15 protein-coding genes are annotated in these 19,570 nt (G+C 69.9%); 5 read left to right on the top strand and 10 right to left on the bottom strand.

Features of this window, described 5'->3' with window-relative positions; all coding sequences use genetic code 11:
• Position 1: 1 nt before the first annotated feature.
• The 5 genes from I2487_RS02540 to I2487_RS02520 all read left to right on the top strand — a co-directional run bounded on the left by I2487_RS02540 (position 2) and on the right by I2487_RS02520 (position 7,392).
• A complete protein-coding gene (locus I2487_RS02540) occupies positions 2-1,528 on the top strand; it encodes an APC family permease (RefSeq protein WP_207169546.1) in 1,527 nt (508 codons plus the stop codon).
• Between the two features lie 9 nt (positions 1,529-1,537).
• On the top strand, positions 1,538-2,626 hold the full coding sequence (locus I2487_RS02535) for an agmatine deiminase family protein (RefSeq protein ID WP_255545876.1): 1,089 nt from the start codon (positions 1,538-1,540) through the stop codon (positions 2,624-2,626).
• Positions 2,623-4,404, top strand: coding sequence for an amidase (locus I2487_RS02530; protein ID WP_207169547.1), 1,782 nt, complete (start codon positions 2,623-2,625; stop codon positions 4,402-4,404). The genes I2487_RS02535 and I2487_RS02530 overlap by 4 nt, the downstream gene beginning before the upstream one ends.
• 87 nt (positions 4,405-4,491) lie before the next feature.
• Positions 4,492-5,907, top strand: a complete 1,416-nt coding sequence (gene gabT / locus I2487_RS02525) for a 4-aminobutyrate--2-oxoglutarate transaminase (RefSeq protein ID WP_207169548.1) — start codon at positions 4,492-4,494, stop codon at positions 5,905-5,907.
• Between the two features lie 3 nt (positions 5,908-5,910).
• Positions 5,911-7,392, top strand: a complete 1,482-nt coding sequence (locus I2487_RS02520) for an NAD-dependent succinate-semialdehyde dehydrogenase (protein ID WP_207169549.1) — start codon at positions 5,911-5,913, stop codon at positions 7,390-7,392.
• A 6-nt stretch (positions 7,393-7,398) separates the two neighbouring features.
• Here the strand turns inward: I2487_RS02520 and I2487_RS02515 are convergent, their stop codons facing one another.
• The 10 genes from I2487_RS02515 to I2487_RS02470 all read right to left on the bottom strand — a co-directional run bounded on the left by I2487_RS02515 (position 7,399) and on the right by I2487_RS02470 (position 19,507).
• Positions 7,399-7,662 (bottom strand): hypothetical protein, encoded by a 264-nt coding sequence (locus tag I2487_RS02515; RefSeq protein ID WP_207169550.1) that lies wholly within the window; start codon positions 7,660-7,662, stop codon positions 7,399-7,401.
• A gap of 5 nt (positions 7,663-7,667) precedes the next feature.
• A complete protein-coding gene (gene ahcY / locus I2487_RS02510) occupies positions 7,668-9,158 on the bottom strand; it encodes an adenosylhomocysteinase (RefSeq protein ID WP_207169551.1) in 1,491 nt (496 codons plus the stop codon).
• A 113-nt stretch (positions 9,159-9,271) separates the two neighbouring features.
• A complete protein-coding gene (locus tag I2487_RS02505) occupies positions 9,272-9,478 on the bottom strand; it encodes a Trm112 family protein (RefSeq protein ID WP_207169552.1) in 207 nt (68 codons plus the stop codon).
• A 130-nt stretch (positions 9,479-9,608) separates the two neighbouring features.
• Positions 9,609-11,132 carry a SulP family inorganic anion transporter gene (locus tag I2487_RS02500; RefSeq protein ID WP_255545875.1) on the bottom strand — a complete coding sequence of 508 codons (1,524 nt, stop codon included), beginning with the start codon at positions 11,130-11,132 and terminating at the stop codon, positions 9,609-9,611.
• A gap of 192 nt (positions 11,133-11,324) precedes the next feature.
• Entirely contained in the window at positions 11,325-11,705 is a 381-nt protein-coding gene (locus I2487_RS02495; protein ID WP_518523688.1) for a MerR family transcriptional regulator, read from the bottom strand.
• Between the two features lie 40 nt (positions 11,706-11,745).
• Entirely contained in the window at positions 11,746-12,216 is a 471-nt protein-coding gene (locus I2487_RS02490) for a DUF3499 family protein (RefSeq protein WP_207169554.1), read from the bottom strand.
• A 61-nt stretch (positions 12,217-12,277) separates the two neighbouring features.
• Positions 12,278-13,114: an alpha/beta fold hydrolase gene (locus I2487_RS02485; protein WP_207169555.1), complete on the bottom strand. Its 837-nt coding sequence runs from the start codon at positions 13,112-13,114 to the stop codon at positions 12,278-12,280.
• A 56-nt stretch (positions 13,115-13,170) separates the two neighbouring features.
• Positions 13,171-15,243, bottom strand: a complete 2,073-nt coding sequence (locus tag I2487_RS02480; protein WP_207169556.1) for a DUF5719 family protein — start codon at positions 15,241-15,243, stop codon at positions 13,171-13,173.
• Entirely contained in the window at positions 15,240-18,845 is a 3,606-nt protein-coding gene (locus I2487_RS02475) for a glycosyltransferase family 2 protein (RefSeq protein ID WP_207169557.1), read from the bottom strand. The genes I2487_RS02480 and I2487_RS02475 overlap by 4 nt, the downstream gene beginning before the upstream one ends.
• A 56-nt stretch (positions 18,846-18,901) precedes the next feature.
• Positions 18,902-19,507: a WhiB family transcriptional regulator gene (locus I2487_RS02470; protein ID WP_207169558.1), complete on the bottom strand. Its 606-nt coding sequence runs from the start codon at positions 19,505-19,507 to the stop codon at positions 18,902-18,904.
• Between the last annotated feature and the right edge of the window lie 63 nt (positions 19,508-19,570).

Below are 19,570 nucleotides of genomic sequence, written 5' to 3'. Positions count from 1 at the left end.
CATGAGCGAACCACGCGGCCCCGTCGTCAAGGCACCCGGCCAGCACACCCACAGCAAGGGGCTCAGCGTCGGCAGCATCGGTGCGCTCGGCGCCGTGGTGATCGGCGTGTCCACGATCGCTCCGGCCTACACGCTCTCCGGGGCGCTGGGGCCCACGGCCTCAGCGGTCGGGGATCATCTGCCGGCGGTGCTGATCGTCGGGTTCCTGCCGATGCTGCTGGTCGCGCTGGGCTACCGCCAGCTCAACCGCGCGATGCCCGACGCCGGCACCACGTTCACCTGGGCGTCGAAGGCCTTCGGCCCCTGGATCGGCTGGATGGGCAGCTGGGGCCTGCTCGCCGCCACGATCCTGGTGCTCTCCAACCTGGCGGGGATCGCGGTGGACTTCTTCTACCTGGCGATCAGCCAGATCACCGGGGTCGATTCGATCGCCGAGCTGACCCGCAACGTCCCGGTCAACGTGGTCACCTGCGTGATCTTCATGGCCGCGGCCGCCTATGTCTCCTACCGCGGGATGGAGACCACCAAGACCGTGCAGTATGTGCTGGTCTCCTTCCAGGTGCTGGTGCTGCTCTGGTTCGCCGTGGCGGCGTTCCGCCAGGTCTCGGCCGGCTCTGCCTTCGATGCCACCGCCTTCAGCTGGGAATGGTTCAACCCCTTCGGCATCGAGTCCTTCTCAGCCTTCTCCGCCGGCATCGCGCTCTCGGTGTTCATCTACTGGGGCTGGGACGTGGTGCTGACCATGAACGAGGAGTCCCGCGGGACCACCACCACCCCGGGGCGGGCCGCGATCCTGACCATTCTGGTGGTCGTGAGCCTCTACACCATCGTCACCCTCGGCGCGCTGACCTTCGCCGGAGTCTCCGACGGCGAGTACGGCCTGGGCAACCCGGAGATCCAGGAGAACGTCTTCGCCGCCCTGGCCGGACCGGTGATGGGCCCGATGGCGATCCTGATGTCGCTCGCGGTGCTCTCCTCCTCGGCCGCCTCGCTGCAGTCCACGATGATCTCCCCAGCCCGGACCATGCTGGCCATGGGCCACTACGGCGCACTCAACCGGAAGTACTCCCAGGTCAGCCCGCGCTACCAGACTCCGGCCTACGCCACCGTGGTCGCGGTGATCATCGCCTCGGCGTTCTACGTGGTGATGCGCATCATCTCGGAGAACGTCCTGTGGGACACCATCACCACGCTGGGCATGATGGTCTGCTTCTACTACGGGATCACCGCGCTGGCCTGCGTCTGGTACTTCCGCCACGAGGCCACCGCCTCTGCGGGCGCATTCTTCAACAAGCTCCTCGCCCCGCTGGTGGGCGGGATCCTGCTGCTGATCTTCTTCTTCCAGACCATCTGGGACTCCATGGACCCTGACTACGGCTCCGGCTCGGAGATCGGAGGGATCGGCCTGGTGTTCATCCTGGGCATGCTGGTCTTCACCCTCGGCATCGCCGCGATGTTCTGGCAGCACCATAAGCGGCCCGAGTTCTTCCGCCAGCGCTTCGAGACCACCGAGTTCATCACCGACTGACGGAGCCCCATGACCTCCTCCCCCCACCTCGATCTGCGGATGCCCCCGGAATGGGCGCCGCATGAGCGCACCTGGATGGCGTTCCCGCCCGCCAACGCGACCTTCGGCGCACCCGGATCCGCCACCCTCGACGCCGCCCGGGCGGCCTGGGTCCGGGTCGCGAAGCTGATCGCCGAGCATGAACCGGTCACCGTGGTGGTGGCCCCGATGGATCTCACCGCGGCCCAGGAGCTGCTCGGTGACACGGTCACGCTGCGGCCGCTGCCGCTGGACGACGCCTGGATGCGCGACATCGGACCGACATTCGTCCACCGCTCCGACGGCGAGCTCGCCGCGGTGGACTGGGTGTTCAACGGCTGGGGCGCCCAGAGCTGGGCCAGCTGGAACCGGGACGAGCACATCGCCGCCGCGGTCACCGCCGCCACCGGTGCCGTGCGGGTCACCAGTCGGCTGGTCAACGAGGGCGGCGCCTTCCACGTCGATGGGCGCGGCACGGTGCTGCTGACCGAGACGGTCCAGCGCGATCGGGGCCGCAACCCCGGGATGTCCCACGCCCAGATCGAGGCCGAGCTGCACTCCGCGCTGGGCACCACCCACGCCGTCTGGTTCCCGCGCGGACTGACCCGGGACTATGCGGAGTTCGGCACCCGTGGCCATGTGGACATGTTCGCGGCCTTCACCCCCTCCGGAAGCGTCCTGCTGCACCGCCAGGACGACCCGGCGCACCCGGACCATGCGGTCACCCGTGAGCTGCGCGGCTTCCTGGAGACCGCGCGCGACGCCGCCGGAGAGCCCTTCGAGATCATCGACGTCCCGGCGCCGGCGACCATCCTCGACGACGGCGAGCATGTGGACTGGACCTATATCAACCACTACGTGGCCAACGGGGTGGTGCTGCTCTGCGCCTACGACGACCCCGCCGACGAGGAGGCCGCGGCGATCCTCGCCCAGGCCTACCCCGATCGGCGCATCGAGCTTCTCGACGCCCGGGACATCCTGCGCTTCGGCGGAGGCATCCACTGCATCACCCAGCAGCAGCCCGCCGCGGTGAACCCCGCCGCACCCCTGGACCTGCTTCCCGGAGACCCGGCCCGATGAGCGGCTCCCCAGCGAGCCGATCTGCGCCCAGCGAGGCGGGCTTCGACGTCGTCGAGGCCAGCATCGCCGAGCTGCGCGCGGCGCTGGAGCAGGGCATCGTCACCAGCGAACAGCTGGTGCAGGCCTACCTGGACCGGATCAAGGCCTACGACCGGCGGGAGGATCGGCAGGGCCCAGGGCTCAACGCCCTGGTCGTGATGAATCCCGCTGCCCTGGAGGAGGCCCGCGCCTCCGACGCTCGCCGCACCGCAGGTCAGCTGCGCGGGGCCCTTGACGGGATTCCCTACACCGCCAAGGACAGCTACCGGGTGACCGGTCTCAGCGTCGCCGCGGGCTCCCCGGCGTTCGCGGACCTGATGGCCAGCGGGGACTGCTTCGTGGTGGAGCGGCTGCGCGGCGCCGGTGCGATCCTGCTGGGGCTCACCAACATGCCTCCATTGGCCAATGGGGGCATGCAGCGCGGCCTCTATGGCCGGGCCGAGAGCCCCTATAACCCGGCATATCTGACCTCGGCCTTCGGCTCCGGGTCCTCCAACGGCTCCGGCACCGCCACGGCGGCCAGCTTCGCCAGCTTCGGGCTGGCCGAGGAGACCTGGTCCTCGGGGCGGGCCCCGGCGTCGAACAACGCGCTCTGCGCCTATACCCCGTCCTGGGGCCTGATCTCGATGCGGGGCAACTGGCCGCTGGTGCCCACCATGGACGTCGTCGTGCCGCATACCCGCACGATGCCCGACCTGCTCGAGGTCCTGGAGGTGATCGTGGCCGAGGACCCGCAGCCGCGCGGGGACTTCTGGCGGACCCAGCCTTGGCACCCGCTGCCCCCGGTCTCCGAGCTGCGCCCGGCCTCCTACACCGCCCTGGCCGTCTCGGATCCTGCGGCTGCCCGCGAGGCGCTCGCCGGGCTGCACATCGGGGCACCCCGGATGTATCTGGGCGAGGACCCCGAGGCGGGGACCGCCCCGCCCTCCCCCGAGTGCATCACGGGCATCGGCGGATCCACCGGCCGCCCGGTGATCCCACGCGCCTCGGTGCTCGAGCTGTGGCGGGCCGCCGCGGCCAGCCTCACCGCAGCCGGCGCCACGCTGACTCCCAGTGACCTGCCGGTGGTCTCGAACTACGAGGGAGACCGGCCCGGGGCGCCGAGCATCGCCACCCGGGGCCTGGTCCCGGCGGAGTATCTGCGCCAGGAGGTGGGGCTGCTCTCGGCCTGGGCCTGTGAGGACTTCCTGGCCGCCAACGCCGATCCAGCGCTGCACAGCCTGGTCCGGGTCGACGGCCGCGAGATCTTCCCCGCTCCTCCTTCAGCTCTGCCGGACCGCTATGACGGCTTCGAGGATGACATTGCGAGCCTGCCGGATCTGGTGCGCACCCACCCGGACCTGCAGCTCAGGCACCTGCCCTGGATGCAGGAGGGTATCGAGGGGCTGCTGCGCACCCGCGAGCTGGACTTCGACCGATGGATGGACCAGCACGGCTTCGACGTCATCGCCTTCCCCGCGGTGGCCGACGTCGGACCCGCCGACGCCGATCGCTCGGTGGACTCCGCCGATCTGGCCTGGCGCAACGGGGTCTGGGTCGCGAACGGGAATCTGGTCTGGCGCCACCTGGGGATCCCCACCGTGACGGTGCCCATGGGCACCATGAGGGACACCTCGATGCCGGTGGGGCTGACCTTCGCCGGCCGCACCTACGACGACGCCCGGCTGCTGCGCATCGCGGCAGCCTTCGAAGCCACCGGCTCCCGCCGCACCGAACCCCCGCTGACCCCCCGACTCTGAGCCGGTCCAGCACCCAGGCGACCTGCGCCCCGGGCCCCGCTGAGGCGACTGCTCCGCTCCCGCACCTCCTACGAAAGGCAGACCCCGATGACCGACTCCACCAGCACCAGCCACGTCGCGCCCCCTGCGCTCTCGGCGCTGCCCACCCGGCTCCCGCAGCGCCGTGAGCTGCTCACCGAGGTCCCGGGCCCCGCCTCGAAACGGCTGGCCCAGCGCCGAGCCGCCGCGGTGGCCGCCAGCGCGGTCTCCGTGATGCCGGTCTACGTCGCCGACGCCGACGGCGCGGTGATCCGCGACGTGGACGGCAACAGCTTCGTGGACCTGGGCTCGGGGATCGCGGTGACCTCCGTGGGAGCCAGCGCCCCCGCCGTCGTCGCCGCGGTGGCCGAGCAGGTGGCGCACTTCACGCACACCTGTTTCATGGTGACCCCCTATGAGGGCTACATCGAGGTCGCCGAGGAGCTGGCCCGACTGACCCCCGGGGATCACGCCAAGCACACCGTGCTGTTCAACTCCGGCGCGGAGGCGGTGGAGAACGCGGTGAAGATCGCCCGGCTCGCCACGGGCCGGCAGGCCGTGGTGGCCTTCGACCACGCCTACCACGGGCGCACCAACCTCACCATGGCGCTGACCGCGAAGTCCATGCCGTACAAGACCAACTTCGGGCCCTTCGCCCCGGAGGTCTACCGGATGCCGATGAGCTACCCCTACCGCGACGCGCACCCGAAGATCAGCGGCAAGACCGCGGCGAAGCGGGCGATCGATCAGATGGAGAAACAGATCGGCGCCAGCTCCATCGCCGCGATCCTGATCGAACCCATCCAGGGTGAGGGCGGATTCATCGTTCCCGCCGAGGGGTTCCTGCCCACCCTGTCCGAGTGGGCGCGCGAACACGGGGTCGTGTTCATCGCCGACGAGGTCCAGTCGGGGTTCTGCCGCACCGGGGACTGGTTCGCCTCCGAGCACGAGGGCGTCGTCCCGGACCTGATCACCATGGCCAAGGGGATCGCCGGAGGAATGCCGCTCTCGGCAGTCACCGGGCGGGCGGAGCTGCTCGACGCCGTGCACCCCGGCGGCCTCGGCGGCACCTACGGAGGAAACCCGGTGGCCTGCGCCGCAGCCCTGGCGGCGATCAAGACCATGGAAGAGCACGACCTGCCCGGACGGGCTCGAGCCATCGAGGCCCTGGTGCTGCCCCGGCTGCGCGCCCTGGCCGATGAGCTGGGCACCGCGGAGGGCCCGATCGGCGATATCCGGGGTCGCGGCGCGATGCTGGCGATCGAACTGGTCCGCTCGGGCAGCACCGTGCCGGACCCGGAGACGACTCGAGCCGTGGCGGCGGACTGTCTGGCCCAGGGCGTCCTGGTGCTGACCTGCGGCACCTACGGCAATGTCCTGCGGCTGCTGCCGCCGCTGGTGATCAGCGAGGAGCTGCTCAGCGAGGCCCTCGACGTGCTCGAGGGCGCGCTGCGCCGGCACAGCGTCGCGGCGGCGGCGGTCTGAACCATGGACGTATCGCCACAGCGCCTGGATGCGCTGCTCACCGAGACCCCCACCGGCCTGTTCCTCGACGGGCAGTGGCGTCAGGCCAGCTCCGGGGCCCGCTTCGCGGTGAAGAACCCCGCCACCGAGGAGACCCTGGCCAGCGTGGCCTCCGCGGGCGCCGCCGATGCCCGGGCCGCGATGGATGCCGCCGCCTCGGCGCAGGACTCCTGGGGCCGGACCCCGTCACGGCGGCGCGCGGAGATCCTGCGGCGCGGATTCGACCTGGTGCAGGACCACGCCGAGCAGCTGGCGCTGCTGATGACCCTCGAGATGGGCAAGCCCCTGGTCCAGTCCCAGGGTGAGGTCGTCTATGGCGGGGAGTTCCTGCGCTGGTTCTCCGAGGAGGCGGTGCGCGATCACGGCCGCTACTCCGACACCCCGGAGGGGACCCTGCGGATGCTGGTCACCCGCAAGCCGGTCGGCCCGTGCCTGCTGATCACCCCGTGGAACTTCCCGCTGGCGATGGCCACCCGGAAGGTCGCCCCAGCCCTCGCCGCCGGGTGCACGATGATCCTCAAACCTGCCGCGTTGACCCCGCTGACCATGCTGTACCTCACCGCGCTGCTGGTCGAGGCCGGACTGCCCGCCGGGGTGCTCAACGTGCTGCCCACCGACACCCCCGCCGCGGTCTCCGAGCCGCTGCTGGCCGACCCGCGGCTGCGCAAGATCTCCTTCACCGGGTCCACCGCGGTGGGCAAGCACCTGATGCGGCAGGCCACCGAGAATGTGCTGCGCACCTCCATGGAGCTCGGCGGCAACGGGCCGCTGATCGTGTTCGAGGATGCGGACCTGGACAAGGCCGTGGCCGGGGCGTTGGCCGCGAAGATGCGCAATATGGGCGAGGCCTGCACCGCGGCCAATCGGATCCTGGTCCACGAATCGGTGGCGGAGGAGTTCACGGCGAAGCTCGCGCAGCGCATGTCCGCCCTGAAGGTCGGTTCCGGGCTCGAGGAAGGGGTCGACGTCGGCCCGCTGATCGACGCGAAGGCCTGCGCCTCGGTGGCGGAGCTGGTCGAGGACGCGGTGCACCGCGGAGCCGAGGTGGTCCTCGGCGGAGGCGTGGTGGAGGGTCCGGGACATTTCTTCGCGCCCACGCTGCTGCGCAACGTCTCCCCCGATTCCCGGGTGGTCAAGGAGGAGATCTTCGGACCTGTGGCGCCGGTGCTGACCTTCGGCAGCGAGGATGAGGCGGTGGCGATGGCCAACGCCACCGAATACGGGCTGGCCTCCTATGTGTTCACCGAGAACATCTCTCGCGGCCTGCGGATCGGGGACCGGATCGACTTCGGCCTGCTCGGCCTCAACGTCGGGGTGATCTCCAACGCCGCGGCACCCTTCGGCGGGGTCAAGCAGTCCGGGCTGGGCCGCGAGGGCGGGGCGGAGGGACTCGCCGAGTACACCAGCACCCAGTACATCGGGATCGAGAGCCCCTGGAGCGGCTGAGCGTGATCACCGGGTCATGGCCTCGACAAGATACGCGGCGAAGATCCACGCCGGCAGCGAGAAGAAGCCCAGGAAGGCGCTCACCACGGCCAGTCCCACGCTGCGCCCCCAGAGTGCCAGCGCTGCCCCGATGAGACCACAGACGAACGGCGCGCCCATCAGCCAGAAGCTGGCGGGCGCGCCGTCGTCGTTCCAATCGAGCAACAGCACCGGGGAGACCACCGCAAGGCCCAGCAGGACCAGGGCCGCGGTGAGTCTCCAGCGGTACATGCGGATCAGTACCGGTAGTGCTCGGGCTTATAGGGTCCGGCCACGTCCACCCCGAGGTAGTCGGCCTGGTCCTTGGAGAGCTCGGTGAGCCGGGCGCCCAGCGCGTCGAGGTGCAGCCGGGCGACCTTCTCGTCGAGGACCTTGGGCAGCACGTAGACGTCGGTCTCGTAGCGGTCCTCCCCGGTGTAGTCCGGAGCGGTCTTGGCGAAGAGCTCGATCTGCGCGATGGTCTGGTTCGCGAAGGAGGAGCTCATCACGAAGCTCGGGTGTCCGGTGGCGTTGCCCAGGTTGAGCAGCCGGCCCTCGGAGAGCAGGATGATCGAGTGGCCCTCGGCGCGGGTGCCGTCGGCGGGCATGACCCACTCGTGGACCTGGGGCTTGATCTCGACCTTCTTCACGCCGGGGATCGCGGCCAGGCCGGCGATGTCCACCTCGTTGTCGAAGTGCCCGACGTTGCCGACGATGGCCTTGTTCTTCATCTTCTGCATCGCCTCGGCGGAGATGATGTCCTTGCCGCCGGTGGTGGTGATGAAGATGTCACCGGTCTCCAGCACGTCTTCCAGGCGGGCGACCTGGTAGCCGTCCATGGCGGCCTGCAGCGCGTTGATCGGGTCGATCTCGGTGATGATCACCCGGGAGCCCTGGCCGCGCAGCGCCTCGGCGGCGCCCTTGCCCACATCGCCGTAGCCGCAGATCACGGAGACCTTGCCGCCGATGAGCACATCGGTGGCGCGCATGATGCCGTCGGGCAGCGAGTGCCGCACGCCGTACTTATTGTCGAACTTGGACTTGGTGACCGAGTCGTTGACGTTGATCGCCGGGAACAGCAGCTTGCCCTCGCGAGCGAACTGATACAGCCGGTTCACACCGGTGGTGGTCTCCTCGGTGACCCCGCGCAGGTTCTTCGCGATCCCGGTCCAGCGCTGCGGGTTCTCCTGAAGGGACTTGCGCAGCGTGGCCAGCACGTAGTGGTACTCCTCGGGGTCGGAGTCCTGCGCTGAGGGCACCGCACCGGCGGCCTCGAACTCGACGCCCTTGTGCACCAGCATGGTGGCGTCGGCGCCGTCATCGAGGATCATGTTCGCGCCCACGGTGGGGTCCTCATCCACGCCGGGCCAGGCGAAGATCTGGCTGGCGGTCCACCAGTACTCCTCGAGGGACTCGTTCTTCCAGGCGAAGACCGGGACGCCCTGCGGGTCCTCCGGGGTGCCGTGCGGGCCGACGACGACGGCGGCCGCCGCCTCGTCCTGGGTGGAGAAGATGTTGCAGCTCGCCCAGCGGACCTCGGCGCCCAGCGCGGTGAGGGTCTCGATCAGCACGGCGGTCTGCACCGTCATGTGCAGCGAGCCGGCTATCCGGGCTCCGGCCAGCGGCTGGGAGTCGCCATACTCCGCGCGCAGGGACATCAGTCCGGGCATCTCGTGCTCGGCCAGACGGATCTGGTGGCGACCGGCTTCGTGTGAGGTGATGTCCGCGATGCGGTAGTCGAAACTCATAGGTATAGAAGTCCTTCTGCAGTCTGGGGTAAAGGTCTGATGCCGTGCGTGGTCACGTCCGGCGGGCTGGCGCTGGCTTGGGTTCAGGCTCTGGCTCTGGCTCTGGCTGGGGCTCAGCGTGGGGCGAGGAGCCTCGGCACGCCGCGTTCGATCGGGTAGCGCAGGCTGGGATCCCGCGTGGAGATCAGCTGATCCCCTTCCTGGCGCAGGGTGCTGCCACTGACCGGGCAGCGCAGGATCTTGAGCAGAGTCTCGGAGAGTGCGCCGGCGGCCGACCCCGGGACGGGGTGCGACGCGGCGGAGGGCTGGGCACTGGGCATGGCCCCAGCCTACCGCGCAGGGCACGGCAGAGGGCCGGCGTCGTCATCCGAGGACACCGGCCCTGCGTGCCGTCAGGCCTTTCTGGTCTGGGGCTGGTCTGGGGCTGGCCCGGGGCTGGTCAGTGGCTGGTCAGTGACCGGCGCCGAGGTTGCCGGCCATCCTGCCGTGCAGCGCGGCGCTGGCGGTGTTGAGGCCCGAGATCTCGACCCGCTTGCCGTACTTGGAATACTTCTCGGTGATCGCATCCAGCGAGGCCACGGTGGAGGCATCCCAAACATGGGAGTTGTACATGTCGATCACCACGTGATCGGGATCCTCGGCGTAGTTGAACTGGGTGTAGAGATCATTGGAAGACGCGAAGAACAGCTCGCCGGTGACCTCGTACTTTGCGATCTCTTCACCGAAGTGCTGCTCGATCCGGCGCTCCACCGTGGCCAGGTGCGCCACTCGGCGGGCGAAGAGCACCATCGCGGTGAGCACACCCAGGCCGACGCCGATGGCCAGGTTGTGGGTCCACACCGTGGCAATCACCGTGACCAGCATGACCGCGGTCTCGGACTTGGGCATCATCTTCAGCGTGGAGGGCTGGATGCTGTGCCAGTCGAAGGTGGCCACCGAGACGAAGATCATCACCGCGACCAGCGCGGCCATCGGCATCAGGGCAACGATCTCACCGAGGCTGACGGCGAGGATCAGGATGAAGATGCCGGCCATAAAGGTGGAGATCCGAGTGCGGGCTCCGGAGGCCTTCACGTTGATCATGGTCTGACCCACCATCGCGCAGCCGCCCATGCCGCCGAAGAAGCCGGTGATGATGTTCGCGGCACCCTGGCCCCAGGATTCGCGGACCTTGTCGGAGCGGGTGTCGGTGACATCGTCGACCAGCTTGGCGGTCATCAGCGACTCCAGGAGTCCCACGGCGGCCATGCCCAGGGCGTAGGGGGCGATGATCTGGAAGGTCTCCAGGGTGAAGGGGACGTCCGGGATGAACAGCGACGGGATCGACTGGGGCAGCTCGCCCTTGTCTCCCACGGTGGGGACGTTGAGCGCGAAGACCACGGCCAGCACGGTGAGCAGAACGATCGCGATCAGCGGCGCCGGGACCGCTGAGGTGATCCGTGGCAACAGATAGATGATCACCAGACCCAGCGCCACCATGGGATAGACCAGCCAGGGGACCCCGATCAGGTCGGGGAACTGCGAGGTGAAGATCAAGATCGCCAGGGCATTGACGAAGCCCACCATCACGGAGCGCGGGATGAAGCGCATCAGCTTGGCCACACCCAGGACCGCGAGCAGCACCTGGAAGACGCCTGCGAGGATGACCGTGGCGATGAGGTACTCGATGCCGTGGCTTGCCACCAGCGGGGCGATCACCAGGGCGGTGGCCGCAGTGGCGGCGGAGATCATCGCGGGGCGCCCGCCGAGGAAGGCGATGGAGACCGCCATGGTGAAGGAGGCGAAGAGCCCGTACCGCGGGTCCACGCCGGCGATGATCGAGAACGCGATGGCCTCGGGAATCAGGGCCAGCGCCACGACGAGCCCGGCCAGGAGCTCGGTCTTGAGCAGCCGCGGGGACCTCAGCGCGCGAAGCACCGACTGCCGCTGTTCCGGGGTCAGCTCCTCGGCGACGGCTGTGGGAGTGTGGGCCATGAGGCTCCGTTCTCGGGTTGTGGACACGGCGGTGTCCATGGGCGTGCTTGCGAGGTGTGAGTGCGCGGCATTGCGCAGAGAAGAAGGAGGAACCGGTGAGACGAGCTCCAACCGGCCACGACAGAAACCCTACCCTAACGTTAGGGTAGGGTTCGAGTCATGTGACCAACGCCTCAGGAGCTAGGTGGATGCTCAGCTGTCGAGCTGGTGGCGCAGCTGGTCCGCCAACAGGTCCGCCTGACGCAGGTAGGCGGCGAGCTTCTCGCGCTCGCGCACCACGTGGTCCAGCGAGGCCTGGGCACGTTCACGCTGTTCGGCGTCGAGGGAGTCCAGCTCCAGCAGCGCGACGACCTCGGTGAGCTCCTCGAGGCTGAAGCCCAGGGGCTTGAGGTATTTGATCCGCATCAGTCGCTGCTGATCCGCCTCGCTGTAGAGCCTGAAACCGCCCTCGGTGCGCCCGCTGGCGGGCAGCAGGCCGACGTCGCCGTAGTGGCGGATGGTCCGAAGGGACAGGCCGGTCCGTTCGGCGAGTTCGCCGATATGCATGGCCTCTGCGCGCGGACCTGTTCTCACGTGACCTCCCGATGTCTCTGGCACGTCACTCTATCTCGACTTAGTCGTCGAGCATCCGCAGATGGCCACGGGAGATCCCGGGGCCCCCGGCGCGGACCGGTGGTGCCATGCGTTCACGGGTGGAGCGGGTGGGCAGCTCCGGCGCGGGGCCGCGCTCGGCCGTCGGCCCCTGGGATGAGCTGTCCGTCTGGCCCGACTGCTCCGCCTCGCGCTGGGCCTCCTGGGCCAGCGCCCAGGCGGCCTGAACCTCGGGAGACTCGCGCACGGCGTCGGCCAGCGCCAGGAGGTCATCCTCCTGCTTCGGCGCCGAGGACAAGGTCAGCCGCAACACCTCCCAGCCGCGCGGCGGGGTGACCGATGCCGCGTGCCGGTCGCAGAGATCGTAGGTGTGCGGCTCCGCGTAGACGCTCAGCGGGCCCACCACCACGGTGGAGTCCTTATAGGAATAGGTCAGGGTGGCGGCGGCAGGCCGCTCACAGCTGTTTCTGGTGCATCGACGCGAGGAATCCACGAGAGACCACCCTAGCAACCACTCCCCCACACGCCGGTCAGGCGCGGCGGCCCGCGCTGTGTCAGATCCGCGGCCCCATGTGCTCCAGGAACCTGATGATCGCGTGTCCGGTGAGCTCGGGCTGCTGTGACTGCGGGTAGTGTCCCGCCTGCGGCACCATCACGACGTCGGCCTTCAGCGTCTCCCCGATCCAGTGCGCCTCTGCCGCAGGGTCCTTGAAGTCGGGGTCCCGTTCTCCCATCACCACCAGCACCGGAGCGCTGACCTGCAGGAGCCGGGCCTCGGCCGGGGCATGGTCGGTCTGCCGAGTGGTGAGCGAGAACGCCCGAGCATAGGCCGGGCGGCGCAGGCTGGCGATGACCGTGTTGCGGTAGTCGGTGAAGTCCGCCGGCTTCCTCCCCGAGTACAGCGTGGGCATATAGAACTTCCACATCGACGCGACCCAGAACGGAGCGGTCATCGCGCGGAAGATCGCCAGGCCGATCCGCCCGGCCGACGGATTCCGCACGAAGGGCCCCAGCAGCACCAGCCCGTTGACCTGCTCCGGGTGATCGGCGGCCAGGATCACCCCGGCGCCGGCGGCGAGCGAGTTGCCGATGATCACCGCAGGACCGCCGAGCGAGTCGATCAGCTCACTGAGGTCGGAGGCGGTCTCAAGATCGCCGTAGGCGGAGAAGCTCGGGTCACTCTCCCCGTGGCCTCGCAGATCCGTGGTCACCACGGTGTAGCCCGCCTGCACCAGTCCCGGGGTCAGGAACCGGTAGCTGGAGCGCAGCTCGCCCATCCCGGGCACGAGCACCAGGAGCGGACCGCTGCCTTCGACGTCGTAGGCGATCTTCCCCTCCGGGCGCTGCAGGAACTGCGTGGAGGGAGCGGCCGCGGCAGCAGAGGAGCTCATATCGGGAATGCTCCACAGTCGCCGAGGCCGCTGTCAATGGTCTGCGCCGCGCGTGCTCAGCGCAGCAGCCGCACCGGGACGTGTTCCTGGGCGCCGCGCAGCTGCGAGACGGAGGTCAGGCTGAACCGGCCCTCCTCGGTGGTGCTGGCCATCGTCGCGTGGACGCTGCCCTCGCCGTCGAACTGCGGATCCTCGAACACGATCGCCGCGGCCTCCTGACCGTCCTCGGGTGCCGCGGCGGCCAGATCCTCGGCGGAGATCAGGCTCGCGCCCTCGGCCTGGAGCTCGATGCTCTGCTCGGGACCGAACTCTCCCTCCGTGTCCATCACTCGGTAGGCGATGCTGCCCGAGGCCGTAGAGGCGAACAGGTGCAGCTCGGTCTCACCGAGCTGCGGCAGCGGGGTGCCGGAGCCCTCCCCCAGCGCCGCGGCGGGAGCCGCCCAGCTGAAGTCTGAGCCGGTCTCGGTCTCGCTGCGCACCGCCACGTAGGCGGGGACGTCGGTGCGCACCCGGATGTCGCTGACACCGGGTTCGAGTCCGCGCAGATTCACCGCATCGATCTCACCGCCGTTGACCGTGAAGACCCCTGGTGTCTCGATGACCTGCTGGCCGTCTTCGCCGAAGACCTGCAGCTCCACGGTCGCGCCCTGGTCGCCCGGTACGTGGATCCACAGCTCCGGCGGAGTGGTGGACTCTTCATCCGCCTGCTCTGCCGAGTCCGGGACGCCTTCGGGGATGGGCACACCGGGCATCAGGTGTTCGGTGCCCGGGGCGATCAGCCGAGGCAGGAACTCCACGCCCGTGCCGGTCAGTCCCGCGGCGCGCGAGGACTGCAGCTGGGCGGTGACCGGGGCTCCTGCAGATCGGACCTGCACCCCCAGATCCGAGCCGGCCGAGGCCAGTCCGGCGATGTTCACGGAGCGAGTCGTCTGGCCAGGGACCACCACGGAACGCGTCCCGCTGGCCCCGCGGTCACCGTCGGAATCCACACTGGTGACCTCCACCGTGGCGGAGCGGTCGAAGGGGTTCGCCAGAGTCAGCAACGAGGTGGACCCGGCTGCGACCTCCGGGCCCAAGAACCACTGGCCGCGCTCGGGCGCGGTGCACTGACCGACCGCGAGACCGGCCACCGGGCCCTCTTGGGCCTCGTACTCGTAGAGCGCCGCGGCAGCGAGCGCACCGCCATCGGGGGGCGCGGAGGCTTCCAGAAGCGGGGGCCGGGCGACGTCGAGGGCCGATTCGTGGACCGCCTCGCGCTGGCTCAGCCCGGCGTCCGCGGACTCCGCGGGGTCAATGGATTCCGCCGCGGGGGCCTCGGTGACGGGCGTTTCGTTGATCCGTCCCTCCTGGTTCAGCTGAGCCCACGAGGAGTCGGGGAAGGACCCGTTGAGGTCCGTGGCGAAGAGCACCGCGGAGAAGCGTGAGTCGGCCGAGGAGTCCCGGTCGCGGTACTCCAGCTGACCATCGGTGGTCAGCGAATCGGGCTGACCCGGCAGCGGCGGGCAGATGAAGGTCGCGCCGGCCTGGGGAGCCGTCACGGAGGCGGCGCCCAGCGCTGCGGAGGCCGGCTGCGGCTCTCCGGGTGCGCCGGTGGCGGTCTGGGAATGGCCGTCCATGAGTCCATCCAGCGCCACGGATCCGACCATGGTGGCCAGGACGCCCGCGGTCACGGCGACGGCGGCGGCACGGGACTTCGCGCCACGTCGGTCTCGCCGGGTGCGCGCGGGACGGGGCTGGGGCCCAGCGGCGCCTGGCGCCGCCTCGGCGGCGGCCGGAATCGTCGCGGCATCCGACGTCGTGACGGACGCAGGCACGGCGGCCGAAGTCGCGGTGTTCTCCGGAGACGCTGCGGGCGTATTCCTCTGCTGCTCCGCGCGCCGCTGGCGTTCCTGGTCCTGGCGCTGGCGCTGCTCGGTCTTCCGCTGCCGCTGCTCGGACTTCTGCTGCTGGCGCTCGGCCTGACGCTCCGCGCGAAGCCGCTGCTCCTCGGTCTTCAACTCGGTTCGGGCCGACGCCGCGTCTCGCTTGGCCTTCCGCGTGGCAGCGCGCTCCTGGTCCCGGATGGCGCGTCGACGCGCCTGGCGCTGCTCCTTGATGAGCTTCTTGACCCTGACCTTCTTGGCGCTCATCCTCGGCGTCCCTCCAGCTCATCGGTGTCTGCCACCGGCAGCATCCGGCTTCCGCGGGGCAGCGGAAGCGCGATCAGCGCCACCAGCAGCAGGAACACGCTCAGGGTGATCAGCACCGGCAGCTGATAGCTGCTGCGGTGCTCGGCGCTGAGCTGGCCTTCCAGCCCGGCACCTGTATCGGTGAGCGCCTCTTCTGGCAGCTCGAAGCGCTGCATCCAGGACGCTGATCCATCGGGTGTCTGCCCGGAAGCCTGGGCTTGCACCGCTGCCGGCTCCAGTGCCTGGCCGTCCCAGCTGGCCCGCCAGCCGCGCGCCTGCTCGGTGGAGAGCTCCAACAGGTAGTCGGTCTGCGGATCAAGATCCAGGCTGGATCCGTCCTCGGCGGCGACCCGTGCCAGATCGACGTCGAGCGCCTGTGACCGGCTCGGCAGCAACGCGTGGACCTCACCCTGGGGGTCCACGATCCGCGCCCAGCTGGTGGGGACCCCGGAGACGCCCGGCCCGGCGGGCAGCAGCGCCTCCTCGTCGATCTCGGCGCGCCACAGTTCACCACGGTCGGTCACGCCCACCGGCGCGAGTCCCGCAGCGGTGTCCACGGCGTCGCTGAGCACCGACGGCTCCGAGGGATCGACGAGCACGTAGCCCACCCCCAGTTCTGCCATCAGCTCTTCGGTCTCCAGCGCCCCGGGAGTGATCAGCGAGGCGATCAGCGCGGCCAGGCGCTGCTCGGCGGCGGTGAACTCGATGCTCGTCGAGACCGCGGCCGTAGGCTCGGCTGCGAGGCCGGCGTCATCTCGGGAGCCGCCGAGCAGGTTCGGGACGCGCTCGGGCTGCGCCCACAGCGGCAGGTCTCCAGCGGCTGTCACCGCCCGGGACTTGTCCAGCGTGCGTCCCTCTCCGGAGACCAGCTCGCCGATCACACCGGGATCGCCCGCGGAGAGCACCAGCGTGCGCAGCTGTGCCGGGCCGCTGCCCTGATCCGCTGCGGTGGCCGGGAGCTGACGCAGCGAGCCGGCTTCGATGAGCGTCGGTGCGGCGTTGACCGCGGTCAGCGGCTGTCCGGTCAGCGTCGCTCCGGGAATCACGCGTGGGCTGTAGAACAGCACCAGGGATGCGCCGATGGCCAGCACCAGCAGTGTGGAGATGACCGGGGTGATGGTGCCGCCCACCCGGGGGAAGGCCAGCGGGAATCGGTCCAGGGAGGCCATGCCGGCCGCGAGCAGGCAGAACAGCATCACCGAGACCACGGGTCCCGGGTTGCCGCTGACCACCACGGTGCCGTCCGATCCGGCGGCCAGGAGACCCACCAGCGCTGAGAGACCCAGGGCCGCGAGCAGCAGCGTGCCGGCCACGATCGGCAGCGGCCGGGTGCGGCTGCCGGTGAAGATCCCCAGCAGTGCGATGACCAGCAGCGGCAGCCCGATCAACAGCGCCATGCGCAGACTCCAGAAATCCCCGGCGAGGTAGCCCGGCAGCCAGGAGCCGGCGGCTCCGGCGGAGGCCAGCCCGGCGGCAGGGTCGAAGCCACGCGAGAAGCCGAGCAGCTGCTGCCACAGCGGGGCGGCGTCGGCAGCCAGAGCGCGGCCTGGCTCGTGGACCAGCACCGCTGCGAGGTTCTTGCCCTGCAGCACGGCGGAAGCGATCATCGGTGCGGCCACGGCCAGCGAGGTCAGCGGAATCAGCCACAGCGGGCGCCCTCGGCGACCGAGGATCGAGGCGAGCACGATGCCGACGATCACCACCAGCGGAAGCAGCATCGGGGAGGCGGCGGTGAGCACCATCAGCAGCAGCGCGGCACCGGTGGCGTACTCCCAGCTTCCGGCGACGCCCAGGCCGACGGCGGCGCGGCCGACCGCGCGGACCGTGGCCACCACCGCGACCGGCAGCAGCACGTGGACCAGAACCGCTCCGATACGACCTTCTCCCACAGCGATGTGCAAGGTGGGCATGGCGGTCCAGAGCAGCGCCGAGACCACCCGTCGGGAGGCCTTCGTGGACCAGAGGCCCGCGGCATACCAGGCGCTGAGCGCGCTCAGCGGCAGCGCAAGGATCAACAGCCAGACCAGCACTGCGGACCCATGGCCGAAGCTCAGGGCGGAGAGGACGAGCAGCAACAGGTTGAACGGGTCCGCGGCGGAGAGCGCTCCGAGGCTGTCTGCGGCCAGGAAGCTCGCCGAATGGGTGAAGACCTCCAACAGGGAGGCGGCCACCGGCAGTGCGGCACCGCCGGTGATCGCCTCGGCGGAGAGCAGGTCGCGGAAAGCCAGCAGGGACGCCCCGGCCAGGGCCAGCAGCATCAGGAACAGCCCGAGCCGGTCTCCGGAGCGGCGCGAGGGCATCTCGTCGAACTCGCCGTCGGAGGCGCCGATCTCGAGCAGGGCGTCCTCGTTGTTCTCACGCTCCCCGGTGTCCTCGGGCTCGCCGTAGAAGCCGGGGGTGAACCGGGTGCGCGGGACCGAGACGGTCTCCGCGGTCATCGCCGAGCGGCGCTGGGCCCTGACCTCGGCGGGGCTGCACAGCATGCGCGCCTCGGTCTGGCGTCCGCGGCGTAGCTGCTCGGCAGGGGAGCTGATCTGTTGGTCGCGGGCGAGCCTTGCCAGCACAGCACGACGACCCTGGGTGGCGAATCGACGCGTGTGCACGATCGCCGCCCAGTTCAGCAGCGCACGCAGCGAGGCGAAGAACTGGCCGGCCCCGGCGTCGGGGGCCTTGACCACGGTCAGCCCGATCAGACGCAGCAGGGCGGCGAGCCACATGCCGAGCCAGAGGAACGGCATCGCGAGCGGATGGGCGTCGGTGAGTCGACGGCGGATCTGGCTGACCCGCTGGCCACCGGGAAGGTAGAGCGCCCCGCCGAGCCGGTGCACGGCGTCTCGGCGCGGCGGGTCCTCGCGCAGCACCCGTGCGCCAGGTTCGATGACGATATGCGCGCCGACCTCGCGGGCACGGCGGCAGAACTGCGCGGCGGCGTAGTCTCCGCTGAGTCCCGGGTCGAAGCCGCCGAGGTCCCCGAACAGCGGGGCGTGGACCAGCATGGCCTCTGCGGAGACTGCGGGCACCGCGTCGCGGCCGTCGTATTGGCCCTGATCCAGCTCCTTGGGCTCGGTGGCCGTGAGCACCTCGGCGGAGCGGGCGCTGTAGAGACCCACGTTGACCAGCCGCTCCGGGATCTCGGCGGTGAGCTGCTTGGCGCCGATCAGCTGGATCTGGCCGTGATGCTCCTCGTCCTTGACGGTGAAGAGTCGTTCTTCGAGCCGCTCCAGCGCATCGGTCGTGGGTACGGTGCCGGCGGGCAGGATCCAGAGCCACTGGTGGCGCGGGTTGAATCCCTCCGGGAGCTGTCGCTCCAGGCTGCGCCAGAGCTGGGTGACCTTGGTCCCGCCCGGGCCCTTGCTCGCCGTCCCCCGAGCCTGGCGGCGGTCTTCGAGCAGGCCGGAGCGCAGCGACCGGGAGAGGTCCTGGACCCCGCGGTAGCCGGCGGCGGAAAGTTCGATGATGTGATCCGGGGCCCGAGTCTGCGCGGCCAGTGCCTCCCGGGTTCGCTGCACCGCGGTGCCGGACTCGCCCAGGTCGATGCCCGGGGTTCCTGAAGCGGACGACAAATCGCCGCCGTCGTGCAGGACGACAGCGGCGATATGAGGGCCAGAATGAGCGTTGATCAGAGCGCTCGCTTTCGCAGCTTGCGCCGCTCCCGCTCGGAGAGTCCACCCCAGATGCCGAAGCGCTCATCGTTGCCCAGTGCGTACTCCAGGCATTCCTGCTTCACGTTGCAGGCGCCGCAGACCTTCTTGGCGTCCCGAGTGGAACCGCCCTTCTCGGGGAAGAAGGCTTCCGGATCGGTCTGGGCGCAGAGCGCATCGACCTGCCAGGCGAGCTCACCCTCGATCTCCTCGGTCGGGACCAGTGCGGGCAGACCCAGCCAGGTGGTCCGGCTCGAATCCGCGGACTGGGTCTCCGGGGCCGGAGTCGCCCGGGCGGGCAGCTCGTGGGCCGGGGCTTCAGTGCGGCGGGAAGGCGCCTCACTGAGAGCCGTGACCGACGAGCTGGTGACCACCGCGTCCTCCTCGGAGCGGCGTTCAGCCTCCTCATGGGCGGCGAGGAAGGCCGTGGCCTGATCCTCGAGGGTCTTGCCGTGCTCCAGCCGCTCTGCAGCCTGAGGATCAGCAGGGTCCACGAACCAATCAGCAGGAACCTCGAGGCCCGTCCTGCGGGCTGTGGCCGTGGTGCCGGGCTGTTCTGCGCCCAGCCGCTCTGCGTTCCCCATCAAAGGGCCTCCCGAGGTTGATCATGCGTGTACTGCCCCTAATTACACTGGCGTAAGTAATGA

The sequence above is a fragment of the Nesterenkonia sp. E16_10 genome (assembly GCF_017347085.1).
In the GTDB taxonomy this organism is placed as follows: domain Bacteria; phylum Actinomycetota; class Actinomycetes; order Actinomycetales; family Micrococcaceae; genus Nesterenkonia.
The sequence above is the reverse complement of the archived record's forward strand: the minus strand, read 5'-3'. Positions and strand labels throughout refer to the sequence as shown.

Bases quoted from the DNA above. Each gene is read 5' to 3' on its own strand.
- gabT (WP_207169548.1), top strand. From the start codon at position 4,492: ATGACCGACTCCACCAGCACCAGCCACGTCGCGCCCCCTGCGCTCTCG.
- I2487_RS02520 (WP_207169549.1), top strand. From the start codon at position 5,911: ATGGACGTATCGCCACAGCGCCTGGATGCGCTGCTCACCGAGACCCCC.
- I2487_RS02515 (WP_207169550.1), bottom strand. From the start codon at position 7,662: ATGTACCGCTGGAGACTCACCGCGGCCCTGGTCCTGCTGGGCCTTGCG.
- I2487_RS02470 (WP_207169558.1), bottom strand. From the start codon at position 19,507: ATGGGGAACGCAGAGCGGCTGGGCGCAGAACAGCCCGGCACCACGGCC.
- I2487_RS02535 (WP_255545876.1), top strand. From the start codon at position 1,538: ATGACCTCCTCCCCCCACCTCGATCTGCGGATGCCCCCGGAATGGGCG.
- I2487_RS02540 (WP_207169546.1), top strand. From the start codon at position 2: ATGAGCGAACCACGCGGCCCCGTCGTCAAGGCACCCGGCCAGCACACC.
- ahcY (WP_207169551.1), bottom strand. From the start codon at position 9,158: ATGAGTTTCGACTACCGCATCGCGGACATCACCTCACACGAAGCCGGT.
- I2487_RS02480 (WP_207169556.1), bottom strand. From the start codon at position 15,243: ATGAGCGCCAAGAAGGTCAGGGTCAAGAAGCTCATCAAGGAGCAGCGC.
- I2487_RS02530 (WP_207169547.1), top strand. From the start codon at position 2,623: ATGAGCGGCTCCCCAGCGAGCCGATCTGCGCCCAGCGAGGCGGGCTTC.
- I2487_RS02505 (WP_207169552.1), bottom strand. From the start codon at position 9,478: ATGCCCAGTGCCCAGCCCTCCGCCGCGTCGCACCCCGTCCCGGGGTCG.
- I2487_RS02485 (WP_207169555.1), bottom strand. From the start codon at position 13,114: ATGAGCTCCTCTGCTGCCGCGGCCGCTCCCTCCACGCAGTTCCTGCAG.
- I2487_RS02500 (WP_255545875.1), bottom strand. From the start codon at position 11,132: ATGGCCCACACTCCCACAGCCGTCGCCGAGGAGCTGACCCCGGAACAG.